Origin of the sequence: Bacillus sp. AR13-1 (assembly GCF_008042285.1) — a bacterium.
Lineage (GTDB): Bacteria > Bacillota > Bacilli > Bacillales > Bacillaceae_G > Bacillus_A > Bacillus_A mycoides.
In genome coordinates, this window is the sequence record NZ_QNUA01000010.1 from 321,953 (window position 1) to 347,880 (window position 25,928).

At 36.0% G+C, this 25,928-nt stretch carries 26 protein-coding genes, 1 riboswitch and 1 other annotated feature; of the genes, 9 read left to right on the plus strand and 17 right to left on the minus strand.

From position 1 onward, the window contains the following. Window positions 1-43: 43 nt before the first annotated feature. Window positions 44-400, minus strand: coding sequence for a hypothetical protein (locus DN408_RS09755; RefSeq protein ID WP_002128995.1), 357 nt, complete (start codon window positions 398-400; stop codon window positions 44-46). 142 nt (window positions 401-542) lie between these two features. Then, window positions 543-762 (plus strand) — a binding site (T-box leader). A gap of 277 nt (window positions 763-1,039) precedes the next feature. On the opposite strand from DN408_RS09755, the gene nhaC reads away from it, so the two are divergent. Continuing rightward, the gene (gene nhaC / locus DN408_RS09760) at window positions 1,040-2,413 is read left to right on the plus strand and encodes a Na+/H+ antiporter NhaC (RefSeq protein ID WP_078177762.1); all 1,374 of its coding nucleotides are present in this window, start codon (window positions 1,040-1,042) and stop codon (window positions 2,411-2,413) included. A gap of 53 nt (window positions 2,414-2,466) precedes the next feature. Here the strand turns inward: nhaC and cpdB are convergent, their stop codons facing one another. Further along, window positions 2,467-4,836, minus strand: coding sequence for a bifunctional 2',3'-cyclic-nucleotide 2'-phosphodiesterase/3'-nucleotidase (gene cpdB, locus DN408_RS09765; protein ID WP_078177761.1), 2,370 nt, complete (start codon window positions 4,834-4,836; stop codon window positions 2,467-2,469). Between the two features lie 271 nt (window positions 4,837-5,107). Here cpdB and DN408_RS09770 point away from each other — a divergent pair, with 271 nt between their 5' ends. Next, the gene (locus DN408_RS09770) at window positions 5,108-5,887 is read left to right on the plus strand and encodes a GDSL-type esterase/lipase family protein (RefSeq protein WP_147740077.1); all 780 of its coding nucleotides are present in this window, start codon (window positions 5,108-5,110) and stop codon (window positions 5,885-5,887) included. A gap of 72 nt (window positions 5,888-5,959) precedes the next feature. Beyond that, window positions 5,960-6,406, plus strand: coding sequence for a MarR family winged helix-turn-helix transcriptional regulator (locus DN408_RS09775; RefSeq protein WP_002129002.1), 447 nt, complete (start codon window positions 5,960-5,962; stop codon window positions 6,404-6,406). Between the two features lie 24 nt (window positions 6,407-6,430). Here the strand turns inward: DN408_RS09775 and DN408_RS09780 are convergent, their stop codons facing one another. The 7 genes from DN408_RS09780 to argC all read right to left on the minus strand — a co-directional run bounded on the left by DN408_RS09780 (window position 6,431) and on the right by argC (window position 12,581). Further along, window positions 6,431-6,637, minus strand: coding sequence for a hypothetical protein (locus DN408_RS09780; protein WP_002167706.1), 207 nt, complete (start codon window positions 6,635-6,637; stop codon window positions 6,431-6,433). 58 nt (window positions 6,638-6,695) lie between these two features. Next, window positions 6,696-7,247 (minus strand): DUF2062 domain-containing protein, encoded by a 552-nt coding sequence (locus DN408_RS09785; protein ID WP_002167705.1) that lies wholly within the window; start codon window positions 7,245-7,247, stop codon window positions 6,696-6,698. Window positions 7,248-7,395: 148 nt separating this feature from the next. Next, entirely contained in the window at window positions 7,396-8,346 is a 951-nt protein-coding gene (gene argF, locus DN408_RS09790; RefSeq protein WP_002014968.1) for an ornithine carbamoyltransferase, read from the minus strand. 12 nt (window positions 8,347-8,358) lie between these two features. After that, the gene (locus tag DN408_RS09795) at window positions 8,359-9,534 is read right to left on the minus strand and encodes an acetylornithine transaminase (protein ID WP_078177759.1); all 1,176 of its coding nucleotides are present in this window, start codon (window positions 9,532-9,534) and stop codon (window positions 8,359-8,361) included. After that, window positions 9,531-10,298, minus strand: coding sequence for an acetylglutamate kinase (gene argB / locus DN408_RS09800; protein WP_002033848.1), 768 nt, complete (start codon window positions 10,296-10,298; stop codon window positions 9,531-9,533). Before argB ends, DN408_RS09795 begins: the two co-directional genes overlap by 4 nt. 11 nt (window positions 10,299-10,309) lie before the next feature. Beyond that, window positions 10,310-11,533, minus strand: coding sequence for a bifunctional glutamate N-acetyltransferase/amino-acid acetyltransferase ArgJ (gene argJ, locus DN408_RS09805; protein ID WP_002129011.1), 1,224 nt, complete (start codon window positions 11,531-11,533; stop codon window positions 10,310-10,312). A 10-nt stretch (window positions 11,534-11,543) separates the two neighbouring features. After that, window positions 11,544-12,581, minus strand: coding sequence for an N-acetyl-gamma-glutamyl-phosphate reductase (gene argC / locus DN408_RS09810; protein ID WP_002129012.1), 1,038 nt, complete (start codon window positions 12,579-12,581; stop codon window positions 11,544-11,546). Window positions 12,582-12,805: 224 nt separating this feature from the next. Between argC and DN408_RS09815 the strand changes: the two genes are divergently transcribed. Further along, window positions 12,806-12,991, plus strand: a complete 186-nt coding sequence (locus DN408_RS09815) for a YqzH family protein (RefSeq protein WP_002014960.1) — start codon at window positions 12,806-12,808, stop codon at window positions 12,989-12,991. A 29-nt stretch (window positions 12,992-13,020) separates the two neighbouring features. Here DN408_RS09815 and DN408_RS09820 read toward each other — a convergent pair whose 3' ends face one another. Together DN408_RS09820 and DN408_RS09825 are read right to left on the minus strand one after the other, a co-directional pair. After that, on the minus strand, window positions 13,021-13,815 hold the full coding sequence (locus DN408_RS09820) for an SDR family oxidoreductase (protein WP_078178714.1): 795 nt from the start codon (window positions 13,813-13,815) through the stop codon (window positions 13,021-13,023). 9 nt (window positions 13,816-13,824) lie between these two features. Then, window positions 13,825-14,778 carry an MBL fold metallo-hydrolase gene (locus tag DN408_RS09825; protein ID WP_078178713.1) on the minus strand — a complete coding sequence of 318 codons (954 nt, stop codon included), beginning with the start codon at window positions 14,776-14,778 and terminating at the stop codon, window positions 13,825-13,827. A 165-nt stretch (window positions 14,779-14,943) separates the two neighbouring features. On the opposite strand from DN408_RS09825, the gene proI reads away from it, so the two are divergent. After that, window positions 14,944-15,783 (plus strand): pyrroline-5-carboxylate reductase ProI, encoded by an 840-nt coding sequence (proI, locus tag DN408_RS09830; RefSeq protein WP_002066991.1) that lies wholly within the window; start codon window positions 14,944-14,946, stop codon window positions 15,781-15,783. Between the two features lie 57 nt (window positions 15,784-15,840). Here proI and sdaAA read toward each other — a convergent pair whose 3' ends face one another. From sdaAA to rnz, 4 genes are all read right to left on the minus strand, one after another. After that, on the minus strand, window positions 15,841-16,719 hold the full coding sequence (gene sdaAA, locus DN408_RS09835; protein WP_002033842.1) for an L-serine ammonia-lyase, iron-sulfur-dependent, subunit alpha: 879 nt from the start codon (window positions 16,717-16,719) through the stop codon (window positions 15,841-15,843). Between the two features lie 18 nt (window positions 16,720-16,737). Further along, on the minus strand, window positions 16,738-17,397 hold the full coding sequence (sdaAB, locus tag DN408_RS09840; RefSeq protein WP_002088527.1) for an L-serine ammonia-lyase, iron-sulfur-dependent subunit beta: 660 nt from the start codon (window positions 17,395-17,397) through the stop codon (window positions 16,738-16,740). Between the two features lie 45 nt (window positions 17,398-17,442). After that, window positions 17,443-17,589, minus strand: a complete 147-nt coding sequence (locus DN408_RS31935) for a hypothetical protein (protein WP_158080567.1) — start codon at window positions 17,587-17,589, stop codon at window positions 17,443-17,445. A gap of 553 nt (window positions 17,590-18,142) precedes the next feature. Further along, window positions 18,143-19,066 (minus strand): ribonuclease Z, encoded by a 924-nt coding sequence (gene rnz / locus DN408_RS09850; RefSeq protein WP_002014952.1) that lies wholly within the window; start codon window positions 19,064-19,066, stop codon window positions 18,143-18,145. A gap of 189 nt (window positions 19,067-19,255) precedes the next feature. Here rnz and DN408_RS09855 point away from each other — a divergent pair, with 189 nt between their 5' ends. From DN408_RS09855 to DN408_RS31345, 3 genes are all read left to right on the plus strand, one after another. Further along, window positions 19,256-19,507 (plus strand): DUF3932 family protein, encoded by a 252-nt coding sequence (locus DN408_RS09855; protein ID WP_000665712.1) that lies wholly within the window; start codon window positions 19,256-19,258, stop codon window positions 19,505-19,507. A 196-nt stretch (window positions 19,508-19,703) separates the two neighbouring features. Next, a riboswitch (M-box (ykoK) riboswitch) is annotated at window positions 19,704-19,871 on the plus strand. A 331-nt stretch (window positions 19,872-20,202) separates the two neighbouring features. Next, window positions 20,203-22,908, plus strand: coding sequence for a magnesium-translocating P-type ATPase (mgtA, locus tag DN408_RS09860; protein ID WP_078178712.1), 2,706 nt, complete (start codon window positions 20,203-20,205; stop codon window positions 22,906-22,908). Window positions 22,909-22,984: 76 nt separating this feature from the next. After that, complete coding sequence (locus DN408_RS31345; protein ID WP_162208024.1) at window positions 22,985-23,134, plus strand: hypothetical protein; 150 nt, start codon at window positions 22,985-22,987, stop codon at window positions 23,132-23,134. Here DN408_RS31345 and DN408_RS09865 read toward each other — a convergent pair. Beyond that, window positions 23,127-24,365 carry a DNA polymerase IV gene (locus DN408_RS09865; protein ID WP_002088539.1) on the minus strand — a complete coding sequence of 413 codons (1,239 nt, stop codon included), beginning with the start codon at window positions 24,363-24,365 and terminating at the stop codon, window positions 23,127-23,129. The genes DN408_RS31345 and DN408_RS09865 overlap by 8 nt on opposite strands. 142 nt (window positions 24,366-24,507) lie before the next feature. On the opposite strand from DN408_RS09865, the gene DN408_RS09870 reads away from it, so the two are divergent. Then, a complete protein-coding gene (locus DN408_RS09870; protein ID WP_002129020.1) occupies window positions 24,508-24,714 on the plus strand; it encodes a hypothetical protein in 207 nt (68 codons plus the stop codon). 51 nt (window positions 24,715-24,765) lie between these two features. On the opposite strand, the gene DN408_RS09875 is transcribed toward DN408_RS09870, so the two are convergent. Next, the gene (locus DN408_RS09875) at window positions 24,766-25,884 is read right to left on the minus strand and encodes a tripeptidase T (protein WP_050000324.1); all 1,119 of its coding nucleotides are present in this window, start codon (window positions 25,882-25,884) and stop codon (window positions 24,766-24,768) included. Window positions 25,885-25,928: the final 44 nt, after the last annotated feature.

Below are 25,928 nucleotides of genomic sequence, written 5' to 3' on the forward strand. Positions count from 1 at the left end.
AATAGTTCTCAAAAAAGAACAACTTATCATACGATAAGTTGTTCTACTTTCCATGTTGTATCTTTCCAATTTCTAAAATAATCTCTTCATCTTTTTTTCCTTCTGTATCAATTCCAAGTTGCTTAGCATGCTCAATTAACAAATCATGGCGCTGCTCAAATCTAGCGGTATCTACTTCTTTTGTAACCTCTTCTTTTGTTTTCCCCTCAGTAGAAACTCCTAGTTTAGTAGCTGCTTTTTCCATCGATTTCTTCTCTTCAGTTTCTTTCACTTTCTTCACTTCTGACTGCTGTATTTGCTTTTGTTTCGACTGCTCTGATTCAGCTGCAAAAGCTGTGTAAATTCCAGCACTTCCGCCAACGACTAGTAAGGTGGTAAAAAGAATTATTTTTTTCTTCACTCTTTCCTCCCCTTTCAAATTCATTATAACGCACATTTTCACAGTATGAAAAACATTTCTCCTTTATTTCCCTAAAAAAATATCGAATGTTTTTATTGACATGTATGATGAATATATGATAAAAATTTAACTAACATCATATGAATCGGCGTTGATAGGATTTAGTAGTATTTCGTTTTCTGATTTCAGAGAGCTGGTGGTCGGTGCGAACCAGTACAGAGCGATTTATGAATTACCCCCTGGAGCTTCTTTTACGAAACGTGAGGAGTAGTGAAAGACGGTTTAGACCGTTATGTCTAAAGAGTGGTGAAATGAAACTGTTTCACAATTTAGGGTGGTACCGCGAATTTTTCGTCCCTGCATATATTGCAGGGGCGTTTTTATTTTATGAGCGCATATCATATGACCCTTTATTTTGTGATACATTCCTTTCACAAGCTAGGGTGGTACCGCGATTTCTTCGTCCCTGCATAATTATATGCAGGGGCGTTTTTTTATCCAATCATTTCCGTATCATATTGAGATGTTGACAATTACTGGTAATTTGTCACAAAATTCTAAATTTTAGAAGGAAATATACAATATTGGCGAATTTTATATAAAAAAGAGCTATTTTAGATTACTTAGGAGGGAAAAACAATGGTTTCAAAAATTGAATCTGTTCTTTTAACATTATTTATCTTTTTCTGTATTGGCTTTAGTGTTATCCAATTAGAAGTTTCACCACACATCCCAATTTTATTTGGTATCGTTCTTTTATTAGCATTTGGATTTATGAAAAAAATCTCTTGGTCTACTATGGAAAAAGGGATGATCAGTAGTATTTCAGCTGGTATTCCATCTATTTTTATTTTCTTACTTGTAGGCGTATTAATTAGTGTTTGGATCGCTGCTGGAACAATTCCAACTTTAATGGTATACGGCTTCCAGATTGTATCTCCTAAAATTTTCGTTCCAACTGTTTTTGTAGTTTGTGCAATTGTTGGAACAAGTATCGGTAGTGCCTTTACAACTGCCGCAACTGTAGGACTTGCCTTTATGGGTATGGGTAGTGCTCTCGGATACGATCCAGCTCTAATCGCTGGTGCAATTATTTCTGGCGCATTCTTTGGAGATAAAATGTCTCCTTTATCTGATACAACAAACTTAGCTCCTGCTGTAACGGGTGTAGATTTATTTGAGCATATTCGCAACATGCTTTGGACAACAGTTCCTGCTTTCATTATTGCTTTTATCGCATTTTTCATTTTAGGAAGCGGTATTAGTGGAGACGTTGACTTCACAAACTTTATTAGCACGTTAGAAAAAAACACAACGATTTCTATCGTTACACTTATTCCAATTTTATTACTGTTCCTATTCGCATTTAAAAAGGTTCCAGCAGTTCCAACATTGCTTGCAGGAATTGTTGTAGGAATTATTATTCTCTTTATTTTTAAACCTAGCACTTCTTTAGCTGATTTAATGAAAATTATGCAAGACGGCTACGTTTCTAAAACTGGTATTAAAGACATTGATAGCTTACTATCTCGCGGTGGTCTACAAAGTATGATGATGTCGATTGCTCTTATTTTCCTAGCTCTTTGTATGGGAGGATTATTACAAGGAATGGGTATTATAGCGCAGCTGATGAATATTATCTCTAGCTTTGTAAAAAATAGCACACGCTTAATTATTTCTACTGCTTCAACTGCAATTGGTGTAAACTTCTTACTTGGCGAACAATACTTATCAATCGTTTTAACAGGACAAGCATTCGCTAACAAATACGATGAAGTCGGTTTAGAACGTCGTAATTTATCACGCGTATTAGAAGATGCAGGTACAGTTATTAACCCGCTCGTACCATGGGGTGTAAGTGGCGTATTCTTAACAAACGTCCTTGGCGTTCCGACATTTGATTACGTTCCATTCGCAATCTTCTGTTTAGCTTGCCCGGTCTTAACAATTATTGTTGGTTTCACTGGATTTGGTCTTTCATGGAAGAAAGAAAAAACAGTACCAGTTTCATAATATATACGAAAAAAAGGATTACCGATTACGGTAATCCTTTTTACAATACTGTACTATCTATTCGCTTTCTTTCTTCTAAATAACAGAAGTAATCCCGCTCCAACAAACGCCAAACCTGCTCCAATTGTAGAAGCAACACTTGTACCTGTTTTCGGTAAATCACGTTCTTCTTTATTTTCACTTACAGTTGTTGTTTCTTTTGAGTTTTGATTATCCGTTGTAGTTTGTCCAGATCCTGTATTATTTCCATCTTGTTTTGGTTCATTTCCATTATTGCCTTCACCTGTTGGTGGTGTCGTTGGATTTTCTCCGTTATTGCCTTCACCTGTTGGCGGTGTTGTTGGATTCTCTCCGTTATTGCCTTCACCTGTTGGTGGTGTCGTTGGATTCTCTCCGTTATTACCTTCACCTGTTGGCGGTATCGTTGGATTCTCTCCACCAGTTTCCTTATCATCATTCTTCTTCGTTATATCAATTGCATATTTAGCAAATTCATTTTCAGATGGTCCAACATATGATATCTTTCCATCTTTCTTTATATGGTTTTGTGCATTTGGTGAAGAATCAAATGTTGTATTTAATTTATCTGCAACAATCGGCTTAAATGTCCAGTTTTGATCTGCTGCTGGATCAATAATTGGTGTTTCTTGCATATATTTCACAATGATTTGACGTGTTTCATCTTGTGATTGGTATACAACTTCCCCTTTACTTACACCAGGGAACGTTTGGCTACTTCCACGATAGTTATTTGTAGCTACGATGAACTCTTGATTGTCAGCTACAGGCTTACCTTCATACGTCATATTTACAATACGATTCGTATTTCCATTTACAACTTTACCATCTTTATCGTATTTCGCTGGTTGCGTCACGTCAATTTCGTATTTTAGACCATCTAAAATATCAAAATTATATGTAGGATAACCTATATTTACTAGTGGCTGCTCTTCTGTTTTCGCTGGATCAATTTTATTAAACTGACCAGCAGACATTTCAAGCCATTCTTTTACTTGTGCCCCGTTTACTTTTACAGCATATAACGTATTTGGATATACATATAAATCCGCTACGTTTTTAATTGCTAACGTCCCTGCTGGAATATCCGTATAATATGTAGCACCGTTTCGGCCACCCGCTTTAAATGGTGCTCCTGCAGATAATACTGGAATTCCTTTATATTTACTATATTGTCCGTTTTCAGCGAATAGCTTTTCTACATACCATTTTTGTGCATTTGTCACAAGTTGTACAGAAGGATCATCTTGTACTAATGAGAAATAACTATTAATTGGCGCTGTCGTTTTTCCTACAGCTGTATTCACATAATCAATTGTCGCTTGATGATCATCCTTAATTTCATTAACTAATCTTTGATCAGATTGTACTAATGGGTTCCCTTTACTATCAGCAATCGGACGAAGTTGCGGATTCGATTGCTCTTTTTGTACTTCCCATTTTCCGTTTACCTTTTTCAATTGCATATCAATAATACCTAAGTTACTTCCAAAAACACCAGGCATTACAACAGGAACACCATTAAATACATCATTCACTTCAGTATGTGAATGTCCCATTAATACTGCATCTACACCAGGAACCTCTGTTAAATAATATGAAGCATTTTCCATTTTGGGGCTACGGCCGCTCTTATCGACACCTGAATGGGCTAATGCAACAATAACGTCCGCACCTTGCGCCTTCATTTCTGGAACTAACTTTTCCGCTGTATCAACAATATCTTTCGCTTTCACTTTTCCTTCTAAATTCGCTTTATCCCAGTTCATAACTTGAGGTGGAACAAATCCCATTACGCCAATTTTCACTTTTTGTTTTTGACCTGATTCATCTTCTACTTCTTTTTCAAAAACATGATATGGTTTAAAGTAGTTTTGGTCGTTCTCTTCATTATTATCTTTATCATCCTTATAGACGTTCGAGTTAATAACCGGGAACTCTGTTTTACTAATTACTTTGTTTAAATAGTCTAAACCGTAGTTAAATTCATGATTCCCAAGAGAGATGACGTCATACTTCATTAAATTCATTACACGATATAATGGATGTGTATAACTAGGATCCACAGGCTTCTTCGGATCATTTATTTTATTCGCTACATAATCTCCAAGCGGTGTCCCTTGTAATGCATCCCCATCATCAAATAAGACAGAGTTCTTCGCTTCTTCACGTGCTTTATTCACAAGTGTTGCAGTTTGCACGAGACCTACTTTATTATCTGTTTTCGTTTGATAATAATCGTAATTCATTAAGTTAACGTGAATATCTGATGTTTCTAAAATTCGTAAGTTAACTGTACTCTCCCCAGCTTTTTCCTCTGCATGAGCTGTTGTCGGCAACACTTGCGGTGCTATAACGCCAATAGCAAGTGTTGCTCCAGCTAGCATTTTTTTTGACTTTTTCACAAAAGATCCCCCTTATACAATTACCCCAAAATAATGAAATGAATCTCTATCAGTCCCTAATCACATACCTTTTTCTTCTATTAGAGCGATGATTTTCACCTTATCTGACATTATCATATCTAAAGTTCTTTCATACCGTCAATATTTTTTGACATACTTCTACAAATTTTCTGTAAAGTTATTGTGAATTTTTCATAAATATATAATATGCCCTTACATTGCTTATACTGCTGAATATGATACAATTACCAATTACAAGGAGGATGAATTTATGAAAAAAATCATCTTAACAATTGTTTGTCTCCTCCTTCTAATCATTTCTTGTTCTAATTTTGAAAAGAACGATGAGATAGAACAAAAAGAAACTGAAGGAAAAGCAGAAAAAACATCTGCTCCCAGTTGGATTTATAAGCAAACGAATGACTCTTTTTATCACCTCGTATTAGGTGATTCACTTGCAAAAGGATATGGATCTACACAAGGGGGATTTGCCGAATTAGCTTCTAGACAAATAGAAACACAAATTCACAAACCAATTACAGTAGAAAACCTTGGGATAAACGGTCTTACTACAGATCGTCTCGCAAAAAAAGTTCAATCAGAAGATGTTCAACAAAAAATTAGGGAAGCAAATATCATTACTATTAGTATTGGAGGAAATAATTTATTCCGCTTAAATCGTGATGTAGGTGTTATAGATGGTATTAAAATGTTAAATAAAGAAAAAGCCCGTTTTGAAACGGATGTAAAAAATATTGTAAAGACCGTTCGAGATCAAAATCCGAATGCTTTACTCATTCTCTCTGAACTCTATAACCCTTTACAACTAGAGGACTCCATCGCAAGTTATGCAGATATGTTTTTAGACGGTTGGAATGATTCTATTCATTCTATTTCAAAAGCACATCAACCGTCGATCGTTTTACCAATTCGCAAATTAATATCGAATGATAAAAAAGAGTTACTATTTGACCAAGTACACCCAAATGATAACGGTTATGTGATTATTGCCAATACATTTACAAAGCAAGTGTTATCCTACAAATATTAAGGCTACCATGAAACAATTCTATTTTTATACCTTGTCTTTTTTGTTACAATGATAGTGGAAGGGGGCCGTTATATGGAATCACGCGAGTGGGAACGTATTGTTGATCATCTTCTTTCGCTAGTGCCTCTTTTTTATCGCAAATTTATGCTTCCTGGAGAGTTTTCTTCTCAAAGACATATGCCGCCATCGCATACGCAAGTGTTACTGCTTTTGCATGAAAATGGTACATTAGCAGTTTCAGAAATTGGCAAGCGGCTAGCGATTTCACGGCCTAACATGACCCCTCTATTAAACAAACTTATTCAAGAAGAGCTAATAGAGCGTCATTATAGCGAAAAAGATCGAAGGGTCATTTTAATTTCCCTAACAACTGAAGGGAAAGTGTTAGTAAGTCAGTATCAGCAATTCATTTTAGGCAAACTAAAAGAAAATTTTCAAACATTATCTGAGGAAGAGCGTGAAAAGCTCATTTATTCTCTTAAAACCATTCAAAATTTAATTTTGAAAACAAACGCATAAAGCTGCTTCTAAATAGAAGCAGCTTTATGATTCGTAATAATTACCATAGTATACATTTGAATACGGCCATGTCGTTAAATATGGTTTTTGTTCTTGCGTAGGCTGTTGTTGTGGTATTTGTGGTATTTGCTGTAATTGTTGTTGTCGATATAACTCGTATTGTCTACTCATATCATAAACCGGATAATAATTTACATATGGGTATACTTGCGGTACGTAATAATAATACATTCATTCTCTCCCCCTTTTTCTTAAACATATTCAAAGGAGAAAATGAATGTGACATTCTTTATATTTGAACAAGTGGTTCTCTCACTTGTTTCTTTCTTTTCTTCAAACGTAACTTACGATTCTTTTCATATAAATAATGCACAACGAAATATGAAATTACCCCACACACAATTCCTATTATCGTCATACCAATTAATACATATACTTCACTCTGTAATAAGCTCTTTAACATCGTAAAAATATGGCTCGAAAACAAATCTGATATCGTAAATGGTTCATGATGTATTTTCTGTACATGAAATGGGTAAATCATTTTTCCTAGCGCATAAGCAAACGGAAATAAAAATACTGGGAGAAACGATATTTTCCCAATAATATTACCAATGACTGCGGCTGGAAAAGATCCCTTTGCTAACCTTACAATTGGATAAAATATTAAATATACGAGCGATGCCGTATAAATCACCAACATTTCTAAACCAAATCCAATAGCAAAACCTAGCGACACTTTCTTTGCTCCTTCTGGCGATCGAAGCAACTTAAAATATTGAAACTTTAATATTCTCCACATCCGCTGAAAAAACGAATATGTTTTCTTAGTTGTTTTCAAATTCATCATCTCTTTAACTATATTTTTTTATCTAGTATGTCCTTACATGATATGAAAAACAAATTTAGTTTGCTCTTTTTATTATAAATGATATAGAGATAATTAACTAAATATACATCCGACATTTCCATATAAAAAAACCTCCCTTTTAGGAAGGCTCTTCTATATTTTTAAATAAACTCACTAATAAAGCTTTTTGCGCGTGCAACCTGTTACCAGCTTGCTCAAAAACGATAGACTGTGGCCCATCTATAATCTCTCCAGTTACTTCTTCTTCACGATGAGCGGGCAGGCAGTGCAGGAAACGATATGTTTGCTTTGCATGTATAACAAGCTCTTTATTTACTTGGAAAGGCTGGAATAAAGTATATTTTTCTGCTTCTCCTTCTTGGCCCATACTCATCCAAACGTCAGTATAAATAAAATCTGCTCCACTTACCGCTAATTCAGGATTATGCAAAATTTCAATTTCAGCCCCTGTTTCATCAGCAATCGCTAATGCTTTTTTAACAATTTCTTCATTCGGCTCATACCCTACAGGAGTTGCAACAGTCATATTCATTCCGACTTTTGCACTCGCTAGCAATAGTGAATGACATACATTATTCCCATCACCTACATAAGCTAATTTAACTCCTTTAAACGTATGAACTTCTTCATATATCGTCATTAAATCTGCCAATGCTTGGCAAGGATGATGATCATCAGTTAAACCGTTAATAACTGGGATACTGGACTCTTTTGCAAGCTCCTCTACATCCGCATGCGAAAATGTGCGTATCATAATTCCATCAATATAATGAGATAGTACTTTCGCAGTATCTGACACCGTTTCTCCTCTGCCAATTTGCATCTCTTTTCCACTTAAAAACATTCCATGTCCTCCGAGCTGTACCATTCCTGCTTCAAAAGAAACGCGAGTACGGGTTGAATGTTTATCAAAAATGAGACCTAATATTTTCCCTTGTAATAAAGGCTCCTGCTTGTTCTTTTTTAAATATATAGCGAACTCAATTAAAGAAATGATTTCTTCTTGCGTCAATTCTTCTAACGTTAAAAGATCTTTCGTATTTAATTTCGGTACTTGTACAGTTGACATGAAATTTCCCCCTTATATTATTGATGCATTTTTTGTACAAACCACTCTTTTTATCATATATATTGCCTGTTCTAGCTCTTCATTCGTTACAATAAGTGGTGGTAATAGTCTTATAACATTAGGCCCTGCTTGTAATACGAGAAGTCCTGCTTTTTCTAGTTGTTCTATGACATTTGCAACCTCATGCTTGCATTCGATTCCAATCATAAGTCCCTTACCACGAATATTTTGAACACATTCAACGTGTCGTAATTCTTCTTGCAATTTCTTTAATACGTACTCGCCCTTTTCCTGTACCTCTTTAAAAAACGATTGCTCCTTAATGAATTGCAATACTTCTTTCGCTGCAGTCATAGCAATATAATTCCCACCGAAAGTTGAACCGTGTGACCCGGCAGTAAAAGAAGAACCTAGTTCTTTTCGGCCAATCATCGCTCCAACTGGAATACCATTCCCAAGCGCCTTTGCGATGGTAACGATATCAGGAACTATTCCCATTTGCTCATAAGCGAATAGTGTTCCTGTTCTGCCTATTCCAGTTTGTACTTCATCTATAATAAAAAGAGCATTGTACTGATTACATAGTTTTTCAATTTCCTTCAAAAAGGATGGATCAGCTAATATTACTCCTCCTTCTCCTTGAATAACTTCTACCATTACCGCCGCAACTTCTTCATTCATTACTTCTTCATTCATTACTTCCTCTAATGCTCGTATGTCGTTAAATGGTATATGTAAAAAAGACGGAAGTAATGGACCGAATCCTTCTTTCACTTTATCTTGCCCTGTTGCACTCATCGTTCCAAATGTTCTCCCGTGGAAAGATTGCTCACATGTTACTACGAGAGATTTTCCAGTATGCTTACGTGCTAGTTTTAAAGCCGCTTCATTTGCCTCCGCCCCGCTATTACAAAAAAACACATGATCTAATGCTGTATCTTCTGTTAATAATGATGCGACCTCTTCTTGTAAGGAGTTCGTAAATAAGTTAGATATATGCCATATATTTCTAAGTTGCTTTTCTACTGCCTTTACAACCGTAGGGTGACAATGTCCTAAGTTACATACTCCAATACCAGAAGTGAAATCTAAATATTGCTCACCACTTTTATCAATAACTTTCGCCCCATTGCCCTTTAGAAATTCAATTTCTCTTCTTCCATATGTTTGAAAAAGATGGTTTGTCATACGATACTCACTCCTTTTGTTACCGTAGTTCCAACACACTCTCCTGTAACCTCAGTAAAATCCTTTGTACCATTTACGATACTAGCCTTTTTCACTCCCATTTTTAACGATGTAAGTGCCGCCTGTACTTTCGGAATCATTCCACCTGTAATGACGCCTTGTTCTATAAAAGTAAGAATTTCATATTCATCCGTTTTCTTTACCAATCTTCCTTCGTGTAATACTCCATCTACGTCCGTTATAAAAATGAGTTCTTTTGCGGATAGTGCGGCTGCAATTCCGGCTGCAGCGGTATCTGCATTTATGTTATAAACCTCATTACCATTTATCCCAATCGGGGCAATGACAGGAATATAATTCATATCTATCAACCCTTTCAATAGGGCTGTTTCTACATAACTTACTTCTCCTACATATCCTATCGCTTCGCCAACAGGTTGAACTTGAAGTAAACTACCGTCACATCCTGAAAGCCCCACCGCAAGTAAATCATGTTTTTGTAAATTCATTACGAATTTTTTATTCGTAGTTCCGCATAGCACCATTTGAACAACATCCATAACCTCTTTCGGCGTTACTCTTAATCCATCTTTCTTTTCTATCTCGATATTAGAGTCTTCTAACTTGGCATCAATTTCTGGGCCACCACCATGGACAATAACAACCTTATACTTATTTTGCAATTTCTTTATACAATCAAAAAAGACACTATTTAATCGATTCAACATGCTACCGCCACATTTAACTACAATATAATCACTCATCTTCTCTCTCCTTATGTACGATAACAAGCATTTATTTTCACATATTCATAACTTAAGTCGCAGCCCCAAGCTGATCCCGTTTCATTTCCTAAATGTAAACACACATCAATTTTTATTTCATGTTCTTGTAATTTCTTTGTCATTTCCTCTTCAGAAAACATTTGAGGCTCACTATTTTTTAATACAGCGATAGATTGAAGAGTGATATCAATTGTATTTGGGTTAATAATTACTTCACTCTGTCCAATACTACTAATAATTCGTCCCCAATTTGGGTCCTCACCATATATCGCTGTTTTCACAAGACTGGAACCGACTATTTGTTTTGCAATTTTCTTTGCTTCTTCATTTGTTCTAGCCCCTAACACGTTTACTTCTATTAACTTCGTAGCACCTTCACCATCTTGTGCAATTTTTTTCGCTAAATCTTCACATACCTTTTGTAAAGCAACTACGAAAGTTTCCCAGTCTTCATGTTCCATATTCATCGTTTTCGTTTCTGATAATCCACTTGCCATAACGATGACCATATCATTTGTAGAAGTATCTCCGTCCACCGTAATTTGATTAAACGTATGATTCGTAATTTGTGATAATGCTGTTTGCAATACTTCATGCTCTATATTGGCGTCTGTTGTAATAAAACTAAGCATCGTTGCCATATTCGGTTTGATCATCCCTGAACCTTTTGCGACCCCAGCAATGATCACTGCTTCCCCATCAATTATCATCTCATAGCAAGTTTCTTTCGTTATAAGATCTGTCGTTAAAATTGCTTCACAAAAAGAATAAGCTTCACTTACTTCCTTTGTTGGCACAAGAGATTCAATTCCCTTTCGAATGATATCCATCGGTAAAGGTACTCCAATTACACCTGTTGAAGCGACTGCGACGTACTTTTCTTTTACTCCAAAGTGTCCCGCTCCTAATGTTCGCATCTCATAAGCATCTTGCAATCCTTTCATCCCCGTACAAGCATTTGCATTGCCGCTATTTACAACAATTGCTTGTAATTTCCCTTCTGCTGCTATGCTATCCTTCGTTACTTGCAACGGCGCTGCTTGTATTTGATTTGTTGTATACACAGCGGCACATGATGCTGGCACCTCACAAACGATTGCACCCATATCCTTTTTCACCTTTTTCAGACCATTTGCAGTACCGATTGCCAAAAAGCCTTTTGGTGTAACAATTGAACCATTTGCTAATTTTTTAATAGACGATGCTTTAATCATAATTTCCCCCTTATGGATAAAGCGGCATATGCTGTAAACCCGTTGTCTCTTCTAGCCCCGCTAATAAATTTGCATTTTGAACTGCTTGCCCTGCCGCACCTTTCATCATATTGTCTATAACAGAAACGACCGTAACTCTTTCTGTTCTTTCATCGTAAGCTATCCCAATATCACAATAATTTGAGCCCCTTACTTCTTTCGGACTTGGAAATTCTCCTTGCGAGCGAACTCGAACGAAAGCTGAGTATTCATACGTTTCTTCATACAATTTTTGAAGTTGCTCTATTTTCATTTCCTCTTTCACTTTCGCATAAAGTGTAATCATAATCCCTCGTGATATCGGTATTAAATGTGTACTAAACGTGATTGGCTTCGTTTCATGATTCCACTCTGCAAGCATTTGCTCAATCTCAGGAACGTGCTGATGTTGATTAACTTTATAAATGTGTAAGTTATCGTATAACTCAGGAAAGTGAGTCATTGTTGTTGGCGTTTTGCCCGCTCCAGATACTCCTGATTTCGCATCAATAATAATCGAAGCTTCTTCAATTATGCCGCTACGTACTAACGGCGCTACCGCTAATAATGCAGCTGTAGCAAAACATCCTGGGTTTGCAATTAAATTTGCATTTTGGATCTCAGGCCTTTTCCATTCACTTAATCCATATACTGCTTTCCTAAGAAATTCTTCCTGTGCAGCTGGCCTTTTATACCACAATTCATATGACGAGGGATCTATCATACGAAAGTCTCCAGATAGGTCAATTACTTTTAAACCTACTGCCAATAATTTTGGTGTTAACTCTGCCGATACTCCCGCTGGAGTTGCTAAAAATACAATTTCAGCTTCCTTCTCTATTTTCTCCGCATCAATTTCTTGTAACGTATGGACAAGAACATTTCGAAAATGCGGGTATACATTTGTTATAAATTCACCAACTTGTGAAAAAGAATGGAGAGATGCTATCGAAAAATATGGATGTTGCTCTAATAACCGAATTAACTCAATACCTCCGTATCCAGTTGCTCCAATAATTGCGACTTTCATAAGCTCCTCCTCATATCTATTCTTTAAATTAAGTTTGATTATAATATTGCATAATTATAAAGTCAATTAAATATTTATAATTTTAAAAAACTTCAAAATATTATTCTCACTATAAAAGCAATATACACAAGTGGATTTTTATGCAAAAATATTGCATAGTAGTATTTTCATTTCACTTCAAGTACAATAAAACAATACATGTATACATACAGGCGGGGAAAAACATGAATAAAAAATTAATTGAGAAAATGATTATAAAAAGTTTTCGGCAATATCAATGTAATCCTGTTTCGAAAGAGGATCAGGAAATGCTAATTAAACATATTCAAATGATAATTCATTCAAATACTGAAATTGATGTATACGAGGCTGTTGAGGATATCGTTTACGATTATGTGACTGGAAAATAAAAAATAGGAGATTTCCATATGGAAATCTCCTATTTTTTACTTAATGATTTGCCTGCAACGCGTTCAAATAAACCTGGGAATAATGCGTAGAGCTTTGGCCCCATTCCCATCCACTTCGGCAAGTTTACTTCACGTTTTTTCGTTTGCATCGCCTTTACGATTTGTTCTGCTACATATGTTGGTTTTAACATGTAACGTCCCATATTTTTCACATATGTACCTGATTGATCGGCTATTTCAAAAAAGTTCGTTTCTATCGGTCCTGGGTTAATTGCTGTTACATACACATTTGTGTTAGATAACTCCATACGTAAACTATTCGTAAATCCTAATACAGCGTGTTTTGTTGCTGCATAAGCACTCGACTTCGGAGTTGCAATTTTTCCAGCCAATGAAGCAATATTAATAATTTGTCCTTCGTTCCTTTTTACCATATTAGGTAATACCACTTTCGTACAAGCTACTAATCCAAATACATTTACTTGAAACATATCCTTTACTTCATCCATTGAAGCATCTTCAAACGTTTTAAAAATACCAAACCCAGCATTATTTACCAATATATCAATACGTCCTACTTCTTGTAATACCTTTGAAAAAACAGATTGTACTTTCGTTTCTTCACTTACATCTAATACATAGTAATAGCAAGGCGTATTATAAGTTACTTTAATTTTGTCTGCTAATGCTTGTAGCTTCTCTTCTGTTCGAGCCATTAATACCGGCGTCGCCCCTTGCTCTGCAACCTGCATTGCGACTTGCTCTCCAATTCCACTAGAAGCACCTGTAATGACGATTACTTTTTCTTGTAAACGTCCCGTCATTGCTGTCACCTACTTTGCATAATAAATCAATTGTTGTGAAGATTCATCAATCATCACCTGTTGATTATATGCTAAAAAGTCTAATTGTCCAACAGTTTCTGAGATAGTAAGTGGTAATTGCTCTTTATATAATACCGGAAATAGTTTTACACACACCTCAAATGCTGTCATTGGCTTTTCCTTTAATAGTTCAAGCACTTTAAAAGCACGTGTCTCTTGCTTTTGTAATCTTGTTTCAATAAGTTGTTTCACATTCAGAACATCTTCCCCATGCCCTGATAAAATCCGTGAAATATTCATTTCACTTAAACGTTTTAACGTTTGATTGTACTGCAATAAGGGATGCGCTCTTTCTGTTTGCCCTTCATATGGTGGTTCTAATATTGGATTTGAAGAAATATGACTAATGAGAGCATCCCCACCAATTAATATTCCATCAGATTCTCTATATAATGAAATATGAGTGGAAGCATGACCCGGGGTTTCAATCACTGTAAATCCAGGTAACGAATCTATACGATCTCCCTCTCTCACGGTATGTGTTAACGATCTATTACAAGAATATTTAAGTGTCTTCGTCGTCAATAACGCCTCACCATTCAGAAATACTGCTGGAACGCCGAACTGCAAGGCTGTCTCTTTAAAAAATTCATGATACCTCTTTAAAAATTCAGCATTCTGTGTAATCCACGGTTCATTCCAAGGATGTCCGGTAATCTTTACTTTTTCAGAAAATGTATTTAAAAGTCCGCAATGATCCGCATGGTGATGCGTAATCACTACCGTTTCAATATCTTCTATCTTATATCCTAATGCACCTAATTGACTTTCTAGTGCTTTCTTTGCTTCTTCTGTATTTGTCCCTGTATCAATTAACGTTAATGTTTCTCCCTCAACTAAAAACACATTCACTGTCTCAACTGCAAATGGAACAGGAATCTCCATTCGATGAATCGCCGTCATGCTTAGCCCCCCTGTCTTTTTCCGGTTCAAAAATGAATACCTCTTCAGTTTACAACTTCCCTATAAATTTGTCATTATTTTCAGATAAAAAGAGGTCTTTTCCATAAAAAAACGAATGTATGTACATTTATAAGTATTTCTAACCAAATTTAAAGGAGGCACATCATGTCTATGCAAAACATTTCCTTTCTCGGTGCAGGCTCTATTGCCGAAGCGATTATTGGTGGCTTATTAAACGCAAATGTTGTTAAGGGAGAACACGTCACTGTAAGTAATCGTTCTAACGAGACAAGATTACAGGAGTTACATAAAAAATACGGTGTCAAAGGTACACATAATAAAAAGGAATTACTTGCTGATGCAAATATTCTTTTTCTAGCTATGAAGCCAAAAGATGTCGCAGAAGCGGTTATTCCTCTTAAAGAATACATAAATAATGACTTGCTTATTATTTCGTTATTAGCAGGTGTTTCTACTCATTCAATTAGAAACCTACTTCAAAAAGACGTTCCGATTATTCGTGCAATGCCAAATACATCTGCAGCCATTTTAAAATCCGCTACCGCTATCTCACCTTCAGAACACACAACGGAGGAACATATTCGTACTGCAACATCTTTATTTGAAACGATTGGTCTCGTCTCTGTTGTAGAAGAAGAAGATATGCATGCTATCACTGCATTATCTGGAAGTGGACCAGCTTATATTTATTACGTGGTAGAGGCACTGGAAGAGGCAGCAAAAAAAATTGGTTTAAAAGAAGATGTTGCAAAATCTCTTATTCTTCAGACGATGATTGGTTCTGCTGAAATGCTAAAAGCAAGCGAAAAACACCCTTCTATTTTGCGAAAAGAAATTACTTCTCCTGGCGGAACAACTGAAGCAGGTATTGAAGTATTAAAGGAGCATAATTTTCAACAAGCATTAATCTCATGTATTACACAAGCAACGAAACGATCACACGATCTTGGAAAAACATTAGAAGAAATAGCAAAAGAAAAATAAAAAACGGAGCTCAACTTTATTTGAGCTCCGTTTTTACTTTAATCATATGCTATGGTTTTAGTTATTACTCTTACCAAAAATCTCTTCTTGCAAACGACGACCTGTCGGTGTTGCTGCAAGGCCACCTTCTGCTGTTTCACGAAGTGCTACTGGCATCGTTTGTCCAATTCTAAACATCGCCTCAATGACTTCATCACATGGAATTGTACTAGTTACACCAGCTAATGATAAATCAGCTGAAATCATGGCATTCGCAGCTCCTGCTGCATTACGTTTTACACAAGGTACTTCTACAAGCCCTGCAACAGGATCACATACTAAACCAAGCATATTCTTTAATGAAATCGCCATCGCTGTAGCTGCTTGATCTTGTGTTCCACCAGCCATCTCAACTGCTGCTGCAGCTGCCATTCCACTTGCTGAACCTACTTCAGCTTGGCAACCTCCTGCCGCGCCAGAAATACAAGCATTATTCGCAACAACCATACCGAAAGCTCCTGCTGTAAATAAAAATTCAATCATTTCTTCGCGTGTCGGCTGTAATTTTTCTTGCAGTGCAAACAGTACACCTGGCACTGTTCCAGCAGATCCTGCTGTTGGTGTTGCACAAATAATTCCCATCGCCGCATTTACTTCATTTGTCGCAACAGCTTTACTCACTGCGTCCAAAATCGTATCTCCAGATAAACCTTTTCCACTCTGCATATACGCTTGGACTTTCACAGCATCCCCGCCAGTTAAACCAGTCGGTGATTTTACACCACGAATACCGCGTTCTACTGCTTGTTCCATCACGACTAAGTTCTTTTCCATTCCAGCAATTACTTCTTCACGTGAGATATTTCTTGTTTGCATTTCACATTGAATCATAATTTCTGCGATTTTTACATTTTGCTCTTTAGCTTGCGCCACTAGTTCCGCTGCGTTCCGAAACATGGTGTGTCCCCCCTGCAATTAATCCATAATAGTTACTTGACAAATATTTTGTTGCCCATTTATTTCCGCAATTACTTCATCTGCTAATAATTCATCTGTTTCAATGACCATAAGCGCTCTTCTTCCTTTTTCTTTACGAGAAACACTCATTGTACTTATGTTAATCTCATGCTTAGCAAGGATTGAAGCTACAGCTGCGATAGCACCAAAGCGATCGTTATTTACAATAAGTAGTGCTGGACTCGTGCCTGTTAATTGAAGATCGAATCCGTTTAATTCTACAACTTCAATTTTACCGCCACCAATTGAGCAAGCAACAACTTCAATTTCCTCTTCACCTTTATACAGACGAATTTTCGCTGTATTTGGATGCGGAGCATTTGCATCTTCTTCAATGAATTCCACTTCAATCCCGCGTTCTTTTGCAATATCTAACGCACTTGGAATACGTAAATCATCTGTTTCAAATCCTAGTATTCCACCGATTAGCGCTACATCCGTACCGTGACCACGGTATGTTTTTGCAAATGAACCATATAATGAAATGCTAACTCTCTCTGGTTCATGACGAAACAGCTGACGAGCAACTTGCCCCATTCTTGCCGCACCTGCTGTATGTGAACTTGATGGACCAATCATAACCGGACCAATAATATCAAACACTGAGCGATACTTCATCATAACTCCCCCTAAACCTCTATGAAAAAATTATTTACTATTCTATTAAGCTACCGAATCGGTTGCTGTTCCAGTCGTACCACGAATTTGTTCCGCTGTAAGAATTGGATAGTTTTTGAATAACAGTGAAGCAATATATCCTGAAATAATACCAGTTATAATAATAAATAAGAAACTTAGCATTACCTGCATTTAAAAATAATATAAGATAGTCCACAATAAAGTCTGGTAGCAATCCAAAGTTTAACACAGAACCCCTTACAAGCATAGCATAAACAAGTGAAACTCCCATTGCTTTCATACCTTTTGATATTTTAAAGCTAAAAAGGAAAAAAAGACTTAGTACAAATAATAGTAATATCCTTCCTATTATAATTTCCATGTTGCTCTCTCACGATTTAGTCAACTTCACTTGTTATGACAAATGGCTAAAACGCATGTAGCCTACAATAAATTATAATCTGCCCTCATTATAGCTTGTTTTTAATAAAACGCTTACTTTTAATGAATTTTAAAAGTTCTGAATAAAAATCCATTTTCGCTACTTGTACCACTCGTATGTCGTCTGACTTATATAACAGTTTTTCTAAATAATCGGCATTATGTATTTTTATCCTATATCTTCACATCATTAAAACTTTCTGTGTCATCCTATATAAAAATAAAATGATAACAGTTTTATTTTTAATTTTTTTTAGAAATAAAAAAAATGGCAACCTATCGTCACCATTTTTTCACAACATTATTATCTTTCTACTGGAAATGATTTTAAATCCGTAGCTATTTCTGTATTAGAAAATAGCTCTCTTGCCTCTTTCAATAATTCCTTATATGTATCTCCTTGATAACGAGAACTAATATGAGTCAATATTAAGCGTTTTGCATTTGCCTGAAGTGCAATACTCGCAGCTTGCTTAGATGTGGAATGAAAATAATCATACGCTTGTTGTTCATCTTCTGCCGCAAAAGTCGCTTCATGAACAAGTACGTCAGCATCTTGCGCAAGCTCTCTACTCGCTTCGCAATATCGTGTATCGCCTAAAATTGTAATAACTCTTCCTTTTTGAGGCGGGCCAATAAAATCTTTTCCATCTAACACTGTGCCATTCTCTAATTCAACTACTTCACCATCTTTTAAGCGTTTAAAAACTGGACCAGGTTTCACACCCATTCCCAGTAACTTATCCACTAAAAGAGCTCCCTGTATATCTTTCTCTACAATTCGATATCCGAAGCATTCAATTCCATGTGATAACCTTTTTGTTTCTACACAAAATTCATTATCCTCAAACACAATACCTTCTTCCGTAATCTCAACGATTTCAAGTGGATATTTAACATGTGTCGTACTTACTAATAATGCCACTTCAATAAATTGTTTAATTCCTTTTGGTCCGTACACTGTTAATTTTGTTGTTCCACCTTGAAACGAACGGCTACCCAATAAACCCGGCAATCCAAAAATATGATCGCCATGTAAATGCGTAATAAATATTTTTTCAATGCGGCGTGGACGTACAGACGTATGTAGTATTTGATGTTGCGTCGCCTCGCCACAGTCAAATAACCAAGTCTGTCCTCGTTCTTCTAACAACTGCAAAGCAATTGCTGAAACATTCCTTCCTTTTGAAGGAACACCTGCACCAGTCCCTAAAAATACAAATTCCACTTTCTTTCCTCCAGCTCTTTATATAATCTATCTTTCATCTTACGGAATGTTATTTCAAATGGCAAATTGAATTTGTATAACCAATCATCTAGACAACTATATAACACGAACATTATACTTAAAAAATTTAGCTATCGTTCGTATTTTGTGGTAAAATGATTGTACTACATTTTAAGGGAGCGTTTTATTATGAAAGAAGTATTTCGTTTACAAACTGATTTTTCATCTTCATTTGATCGCTGGGTAAGTTCTTTCGTTTCTGATCACCCAGCACAATTAGAATGGACGACTTTAAAAGAATTAATCCATGAATATACAACATCACATACAAATGAGACGTTACCAACATATATTTCTTCAGCTTTAACATATTACGCACAACGCGTTTCAACAACAAGTAACTCAGAAATTGTTATTTTTGAAAATCCTACAATCTCATAATCTATAATAAAAAGCACTGTAATCAGTGCTTTTTATTTATGTTCATTAAAGTATTTATTTTCCCGCCTTATTTCAAAAAACTCCGCTTATTTCCTACTATATAGCCATCATAAATCTATTTGATTTTTCAAAAAAACAGATTAAAAAGATATTGACACTACGATTTTACAGTGCTAATATTCAACGTGTAATTGAATATGGTCTCTGTTAGGTGAGGCTCCTGTATAGAGAAACGCTGCTGCCCAAAAATGTCGAGAGACGCCAATGGGTCAACAGGAAAGGTCGGAATGAAGGCCTTTCTTAACGTAGCTGGTTTCAGTACCTATGCTATACAGTGCTAAAACTCAACGAGGGAGAGGTGCGTATGTTTTGTCATACACAAAAACTGTTTTTATCTATGTTTACTAACAGTCTTTGTTGTTGACTCTTTTTGACTATGAATTCAGACCTTTACTCGTTTTGAGTAAAGGTCTTTTTTATATCTTTATGCACCCTACTATGAAACAAACATAGCATATTCAGAAACTATTAAATTGTATGGAGGTGAGGAACAGTGTCAAGTGATGATTCGGCCCAGATACCCATATGTTTTACATTTATATTTCATCATGTAGGTAGGAAAGAAGCTGTTCCTCCCTGTTTAAAATAGTCGAGTAACAGATTGTTTCCTCCTTCATGAAAAGGAGGAACTACCAATGTTAAATTTACAAAAACAAGAAACGAAGCATGCTTACGATCAAGATAGCATGAAAGCAAATAACGAATTATTAGTGGAAGTTGCAACACAGGATGTAAACTCTGCGTTAAAACTCTTAGAAACAACACAAGATGGACTCTCTAAACAAGAAGCGTCTCGTAGACTTTCTTTATATGGTCCGAACGAAATCGCTCATAATAAAACATTGCCGTGGTACATTCAATTTCTGCTGGCATTTAAAAATCCATTTATTTTTGTTTTGTTAGCTCTTGGAGCACTCTCTTTTTTCACAGATGATATACAAGGAACAATTGTCGTATCTGTAATGGTACTGCTAAGTGCAACGATTCGCTTTTCACAAGAATTCCGCTCTCAGAAAGCGGCGGATAAGTTAAAGGCTATGGTTCGAACAACTGCGAGTGTCTTTAGAATAGATGGATTTGTACACGAAACAAAAAACGTAACAAATTTAAATCGAAATTACACAACAGAAATTCCAATTGAAGAACTTGTACCTGGCGATATTATTTCACTTTCAGCTGGTGATATCGTGCCAGCTGATGTGCGTATTTTATCCGCAAAAGATTTATTTGTTAATCAGTCTTCTTTAACCGGGGAAGCACTTCCTGTAGAAAAATACGAAAACTGCTACCATACGGAAAATAAACATATATTACCGAAAAACATGAAAAAAAATTACAATCCGCTCGATATGGAAAACCTTTGCTTTATGGGTACAAATATTGTTAGCGGTAGCGCAAAAGCTGTTGTTGTTTCAACTAGTACGGATACGTATTTCGGCTCTTTAGCAAAAAAGGTTATCGGAAAACGTGCAGAAACAAACTTTGATAAAGGCGTAAACAAAGTAAGTTGGCTCTTAATCACATTCATGCTTATTATGGCACCCATTGTCCTTCTCATTAATGGATTCACAAAAGGAGATTGGCAAGAAGCTTTCTTCTTTGCTATTGCTGTTGCAGTTGGCCTTACACCTGAAATGCTGCCAATGATTGTAACTGCTAATTTAGCTAAAGGCGCCGTGAACATGTCTAAACAAAAAGTAATTGTAAAACAGCTCAACTCAATTCAAAACTTAGGTGCTATGAACATTCTTTGCACAGATAAAACTGGAACTTTAACAGAAGATAAAGTTGTCCTAGTTCGTCATTTAGATCCTAACGGAAATGAATGCGATCGTGTATTACACTTTGCCTATTTAAATAGCTTCTATCAAACTGGATTGAAAAATTTAATAGATAAAGCTGTTATTGAACATACAGAGGAGAACCATAAATTTGATCCATCAGCTTTTCAAAAGCTAGATGAAATTCCATTCGATTTTGCTCGGCGTCGCATGTCTGTCATCGTGAAAAATATTTTAGGTGAACATACAATGGTTTGTAAAGGTGCCGTAGAAGAAATTTTATCAATTTGTAACTACACTGAAGTTGATGGACAAATTGTCCCTCTCACTGAAGAAATGAGAGTAAATGTAAAACATCTCAGCGAAACTTTAAATAGTGAAGGAATGCGTGTCATCGCTGTAGCATACAAGAACGATAACAAACCTTATCATAAAGCTTATGCAGTACAAGATGAATCCACTATGATCCTTACTGGATATATCGGCTTTTTAGATCCACCTAAACCATCTGCTGCTTCTGCAATTCAAGCATTGCAAAAACATGGCGTACAAGTGAAAATCTTAACAGGCGATAACGAAATTGTTACAAAAAAAGTTTGTAAAGAAGTGGGATTAAATATAGGTGAGCCTGTCCTCGGTTACGAAATTGATTCTTTACCAGATAAAACATTAGCAACACTGGCAGAAGAAACAACAGTGTTCGCAAAACTAAATCCAATGCAAAAGTCCCGCATCATTCGCGTATTGCAAGGTAATGGTCATACTGTAGGTTATATGGGGGATGGTATTAACGATGCCGTTGCACTACGTGATGCTGATGTTGGAATATCTGTTGATACTGCTACTGACATTGCAAAAGAATCTTCCGATATTATTTTACTTGAAAAAAGTTTAACTATATTAGAAGCAGGTATTTTAGAAGGACGCACTACTTTCGGCAATATTTTAAAATATATAAAAATGACAGCTAGCTCTAACTTTGGAAATGTATTTAGTGTATTAGTGGCAAGTGCTTTCATTCCATTTTTACCGATGCTTGCAATTCATCTCTTAATTCAAAACTTACTTTATGATATTTCACAGCTTTCAATTCCATGGGATAAAATGGATAAGGAATTTCTAGAGAAGCCTAGAAAATGGGATACTGCAAACTTGCGTAACTTCATTATTTGCATCGGTCCAATTAGCTCTATATTCGATATTATCACATTCGTTGTCATGTGGAATGTGTTCGGTGCAAATACACCTGGAGAACAATCGCTATTCCAATCTGGTTGGTTTGTCGTTGGGTTGCTAACTCAAACATTAATTGTCCATATGATTAGAACACAGAAAATTCCGTTCATTCAAAGTACAGCATCAATACCAGTTCTTATATTAACCGCTTGTATTATGGCAATCGGAATTTACATTCCATTCTCACCACTTGGTGCAGCAATTGGTTTACAAGCATTACCACTAAGCTACTTCCCGTGGCTCATAGGAATATTATTAGGTTATGCTTTCTTAACACAATTCCTGAAAAAGCTTTATATTAAAAAATTCCACAGCTGGTTGTAAAAATGAGAATGAGTGGGTATTTCTCACTCATTCTCAAAAAATATAACATGTACTTATATGTATGGAGGTAACCATGATGATATGGTATGACATCGTATTAAGGTTATTTATAGCAATTATTGTAGGAGCTTGCATCGGAATGGAAAGACAATGGAGACATCGAATGGCTGGACCCTCTCTTCCATCTAAAAAAGAAGGGTTTAAATCTCTAAAACCTTCTACATAAACTTATTTTCTAATTTTTGCTGAAACGACTTTTCTTGCTTACGCAATAATTGACTACCTCTCTGTAAAAGAGGTGTTCCATACTTTTCATTAATTTGATCAATAACAGCAAGTAACGGCTCTTCTTTCGCATCTTCTTCGAATGAAAACAAATCTAACTGTTTCACTGATTCTGTCTTCCACTCTAATTCAGTAGCTGTAACACCTAACAGACGAACAGAATCACCATCCCAGTGTTGCTTCCATAAACGTGATGCTGCTTGGAAAATAACCCGTTCTTCCCATATTGCATTTTTCAATTGTTTACTCCGTGTTACCGTGCGACGATCATGGTATTTAATCATAATTTGAATGTTATAACTAACGAGAGTTCGTTTTTGTAGCCTTTTGCTTACTGATTTCGATAATCTTTCTAACATATCAAGTAATTCTTTTTCTTCGTCCATATCCTTTGAGAAAGTCATCGAATTTCCAACGCTTTTATGTTGTCCCATTTGATTCGGATCAACTTCCCTGTCATCCATACCTTTTGCACGTTTTTGTAAATCAACACCGTGCTTTCCAATTTTAGCGCGAATGATATGCTCGTCTCCTTTTGCTAACTGTTCAATTGTATGTATATGAATGTCTTTTAGTTTTTCAGCTGTTTTCTCTCCGATTCCATGCATCTCTGCAACTGATCGTGGCCAAATAATTTCTGGGATATCACGTTTTCGAAGTACTGTAATTCCAAGAGGTTTTTTCATATCTGAAGCAGTCTTTGCTAGGAAAAGGTTTGGGGCAATCCCAATGCTACATGGAAGCTGTAACTCTGTTAGTAACGCTTGTTGAATCATCTTCGCTATTTCAAGAGGCGAACCGAGCGCATAGCAATCTGTAATATCTAAATACCCTTCATCTATAGAAAACGGTTGTATTTTTTCTGTAAAACGGGAAAGAATTTGAAACATTTGAAATGAAGCTTCTCGATATAATGTAAAATTAGGGTGCCTCACAACTAATTGCGGGCATAATCGCTTCGCTTCCCATAGAGGCATCGTCGTACGTATTCCATATTCTCTCGCCTCATAACTACATGTTATGATAATCCCTTTTCTCTCTTTTTCATTCCCCGCAATCGCTAATGGCTTTCCTTGTAATGATGGGTCATGAGCAATTTCGACAGATGCGAAAAAACAATTCATATCTACATGTAAAATAACACGTCCATTTTTCGGATACATTTCTCGCATACTACTCACCCCTTAAAGAACATTTGTTCCTTCATTATATCAAATTTCTTTACACGTTATAATAATTATTGGCTTTTCTCTATCTATTTTTTGCTATACTGTACGTAACAAATGGATATTATTGTAAATGAGGTGAATCGTTATGAAACAACATAATAAACTCAATTATGTATTTATTATTATTATAGTAATCCTTGCGATTAATTATTTGTTACTTCCCCTTTTTAACATTAACATTTACGCTTTAGGAATCTTCTCTCATTTCATACGTTTTGCAACAACTTATGTACTTCCGTGGGTCTTCTTATATTGGCTTATCCGCCTTGTGAAAGCAATTGAATCAAAATAAAAAAAGACGTGTAAACCATAATTGGTTCACACGTCTTTTTGACTTTATTACTTACTTCGCTACTTCTTCGATAATAGCTACAACTAATTCTGCTGTTTTCGCTAATTCTTCAACAGGAATTTTTTCATTTGTTGTATGAATTTCTTCATAACCAACTGCTAAGTTAACTGTTGGGATACCATGTCCTGCGATTACGTTCGCATCACTTCCGCCACCACTTTGGTGAAGAGAAGGCGTACGACCAATGTTTTGAGCTGCACGTTTCGCAACTTCTACAACGTGATCGCCAGCAGCAAACTTAAATCCTGGATACATAACGTTTACTTCAACGTCTGCATGACCACCCATTTCTTTTGCAGTTGTTTCAAATGCTTCTTTCATTTTTGCAACTTGTGCTTCCATTTTCTCATTTATTAAAGAACGAGCTTCTGCAAAGATTTGAACATGATCGCAAACGATATTTGTTTGTGTACCACCTTCAAAACGTCCAATATTTGCAGTTGTTTCAGAATCGATACGACCAAGTGGCATCTTTGCGATTGCTTTTGCTGCGATAGTAATTGCAGATACACCTTTTTCTGGTGCTACGCCAGCATGAGCTGTTTTCCCGCGAATAATCGCATTCACTTTCGCTTGTGTTGGCGCTGCAACTACAATTTCACCAACTTTTCCATCACTATCTAATGCATAACCATATTTTGCTGTAATGCGCTCGCGATCTAACGCTTTTGCGCCAATAAGACCAGATTCTTCTCCAACTGTAATAATAAATTCAATTTTACCATGAGGAATGTTTTTCTCTTTTAAGACACGAATTGCTTCAAACATAGATGCTAATCCAGCTTTGTCATCGGCTCCTAAAATTGTAGTACCATCTGATACGATATATCCATCTTTAATAGAAGGCTTAATTCCATTACCAGGAACTACTGTATCCATATGAGAAGTGAAATAAATTGTATCAACACCGTCTTTTGTTGCTGGTAAAGTACAAATTAAGTTACCTGCACCATGACCAGTCACACCCATCGTGTCATCCTCAAATACTTCTACACCTAAAGCAGTAAATTTCTCTGTTAACACTTTGCAAATTTCTGCTTCAAATTTTGTTTCAGAATCTACTTGTACTAACTCCATAAATTCATTTACTAAACGTTCTTGATTAATCATAAGACTGCGCCTCCTACACTACCATTATGTATATAACAACATTA

Coding starts and splice junctions, on each gene's coding strand:
- nhaC (WP_078177762.1), top strand. CDS start 1,040: ATGGTTTCAAAAATTGAATCTGTTCTTTTAACATTATTTATCTTTTTC.
- DN408_RS09770 (WP_147740077.1), top strand. CDS start 5,108: ATGAAAAAAATCATCTTAACAATTGTTTGTCTCCTCCTTCTAATCATT.
- DN408_RS09775 (WP_002129002.1), top strand. CDS start 5,960: ATGGAATCACGCGAGTGGGAACGTATTGTTGATCATCTTCTTTCGCTA.
- DN408_RS09780 (WP_002167706.1), bottom strand. CDS start 6,637: ATGTATTATTATTACGTACCGCAAGTATACCCATATGTAAATTATTAT.
- argF (WP_002014968.1), bottom strand. CDS start 8,346: ATGTCAACTGTACAAGTACCGAAATTAAATACGAAAGATCTTTTAACG.
- DN408_RS09795 (WP_078177759.1), bottom strand. CDS start 9,534: ATGACAAACCATCTTTTTCAAACATATGGAAGAAGAGAAATTGAATTT.
- argB (WP_002033848.1), bottom strand. CDS start 10,298: ATGAGTGATTATATTGTAGTTAAATGTGGCGGTAGCATGTTGAATCGA.
- argJ (WP_002129011.1), bottom strand. CDS start 11,533: ATGATTAAAGCATCGTCTATTAAAAAATTAGCAAATGGTTCAATTGTT.
- argC (WP_002129012.1), bottom strand. CDS start 12,581: ATGAAAGTCGCAATTATTGGAGCAACTGGATACGGAGGTATTGAGTTA.
- DN408_RS09815 (WP_002014960.1), top strand. CDS start 12,806: ATGAATAAAAAATTAATTGAGAAAATGATTATAAAAAGTTTTCGGCAA.
- DN408_RS09820 (WP_078178714.1), bottom strand. CDS start 13,815: ATGACGGGACGTTTACAAGAAAAAGTAATCGTCATTACAGGTGCTTCT.
- DN408_RS09825 (WP_078178713.1), bottom strand. CDS start 14,778: ATGACGGCGATTCATCGAATGGAGATTCCTGTTCCATTTGCAGTTGAG.
- proI (WP_002066991.1), top strand. CDS start 14,944: ATGTCTATGCAAAACATTTCCTTTCTCGGTGCAGGCTCTATTGCCGAA.
- sdaAA (WP_002033842.1), bottom strand. CDS start 16,719: ATGTTTCGGAACGCAGCGGAACTAGTGGCGCAAGCTAAAGAGCAAAAT.
- sdaAB (WP_002088527.1), bottom strand. CDS start 17,397: ATGAAGTATCGCTCAGTGTTTGATATTATTGGTCCGGTTATGATTGGT.
- DN408_RS31935 (WP_158080567.1), bottom strand. CDS start 17,589: ATGCAGGTAATGCTAAGTTTCTTATTTATTATTATAACTGGTATTATT.
- DN408_RS09855 (WP_000665712.1), top strand. CDS start 19,256: ATGAAAGAAGTATTTCGTTTACAAACTGATTTTTCATCTTCATTTGAT.
- mgtA (WP_078178712.1), top strand. CDS start 20,203: ATGTTAAATTTACAAAAACAAGAAACGAAGCATGCTTACGATCAAGAT.
- DN408_RS31345 (WP_162208024.1), top strand. CDS start 22,985: ATGATATGGTATGACATCGTATTAAGGTTATTTATAGCAATTATTGTA.
- DN408_RS09865 (WP_002088539.1), bottom strand. CDS start 24,365: ATGCGAGAAATGTATCCGAAAAATGGACGTGTTATTTTACATGTAGAT.
- DN408_RS09870 (WP_002129020.1), top strand. CDS start 24,508: ATGAAACAACATAATAAACTCAATTATGTATTTATTATTATTATAGTA.
- DN408_RS09875 (WP_050000324.1), bottom strand. CDS start 25,884: ATGATTAATCAAGAACGTTTAGTAAATGAATTTATGGAGTTAGTACAA.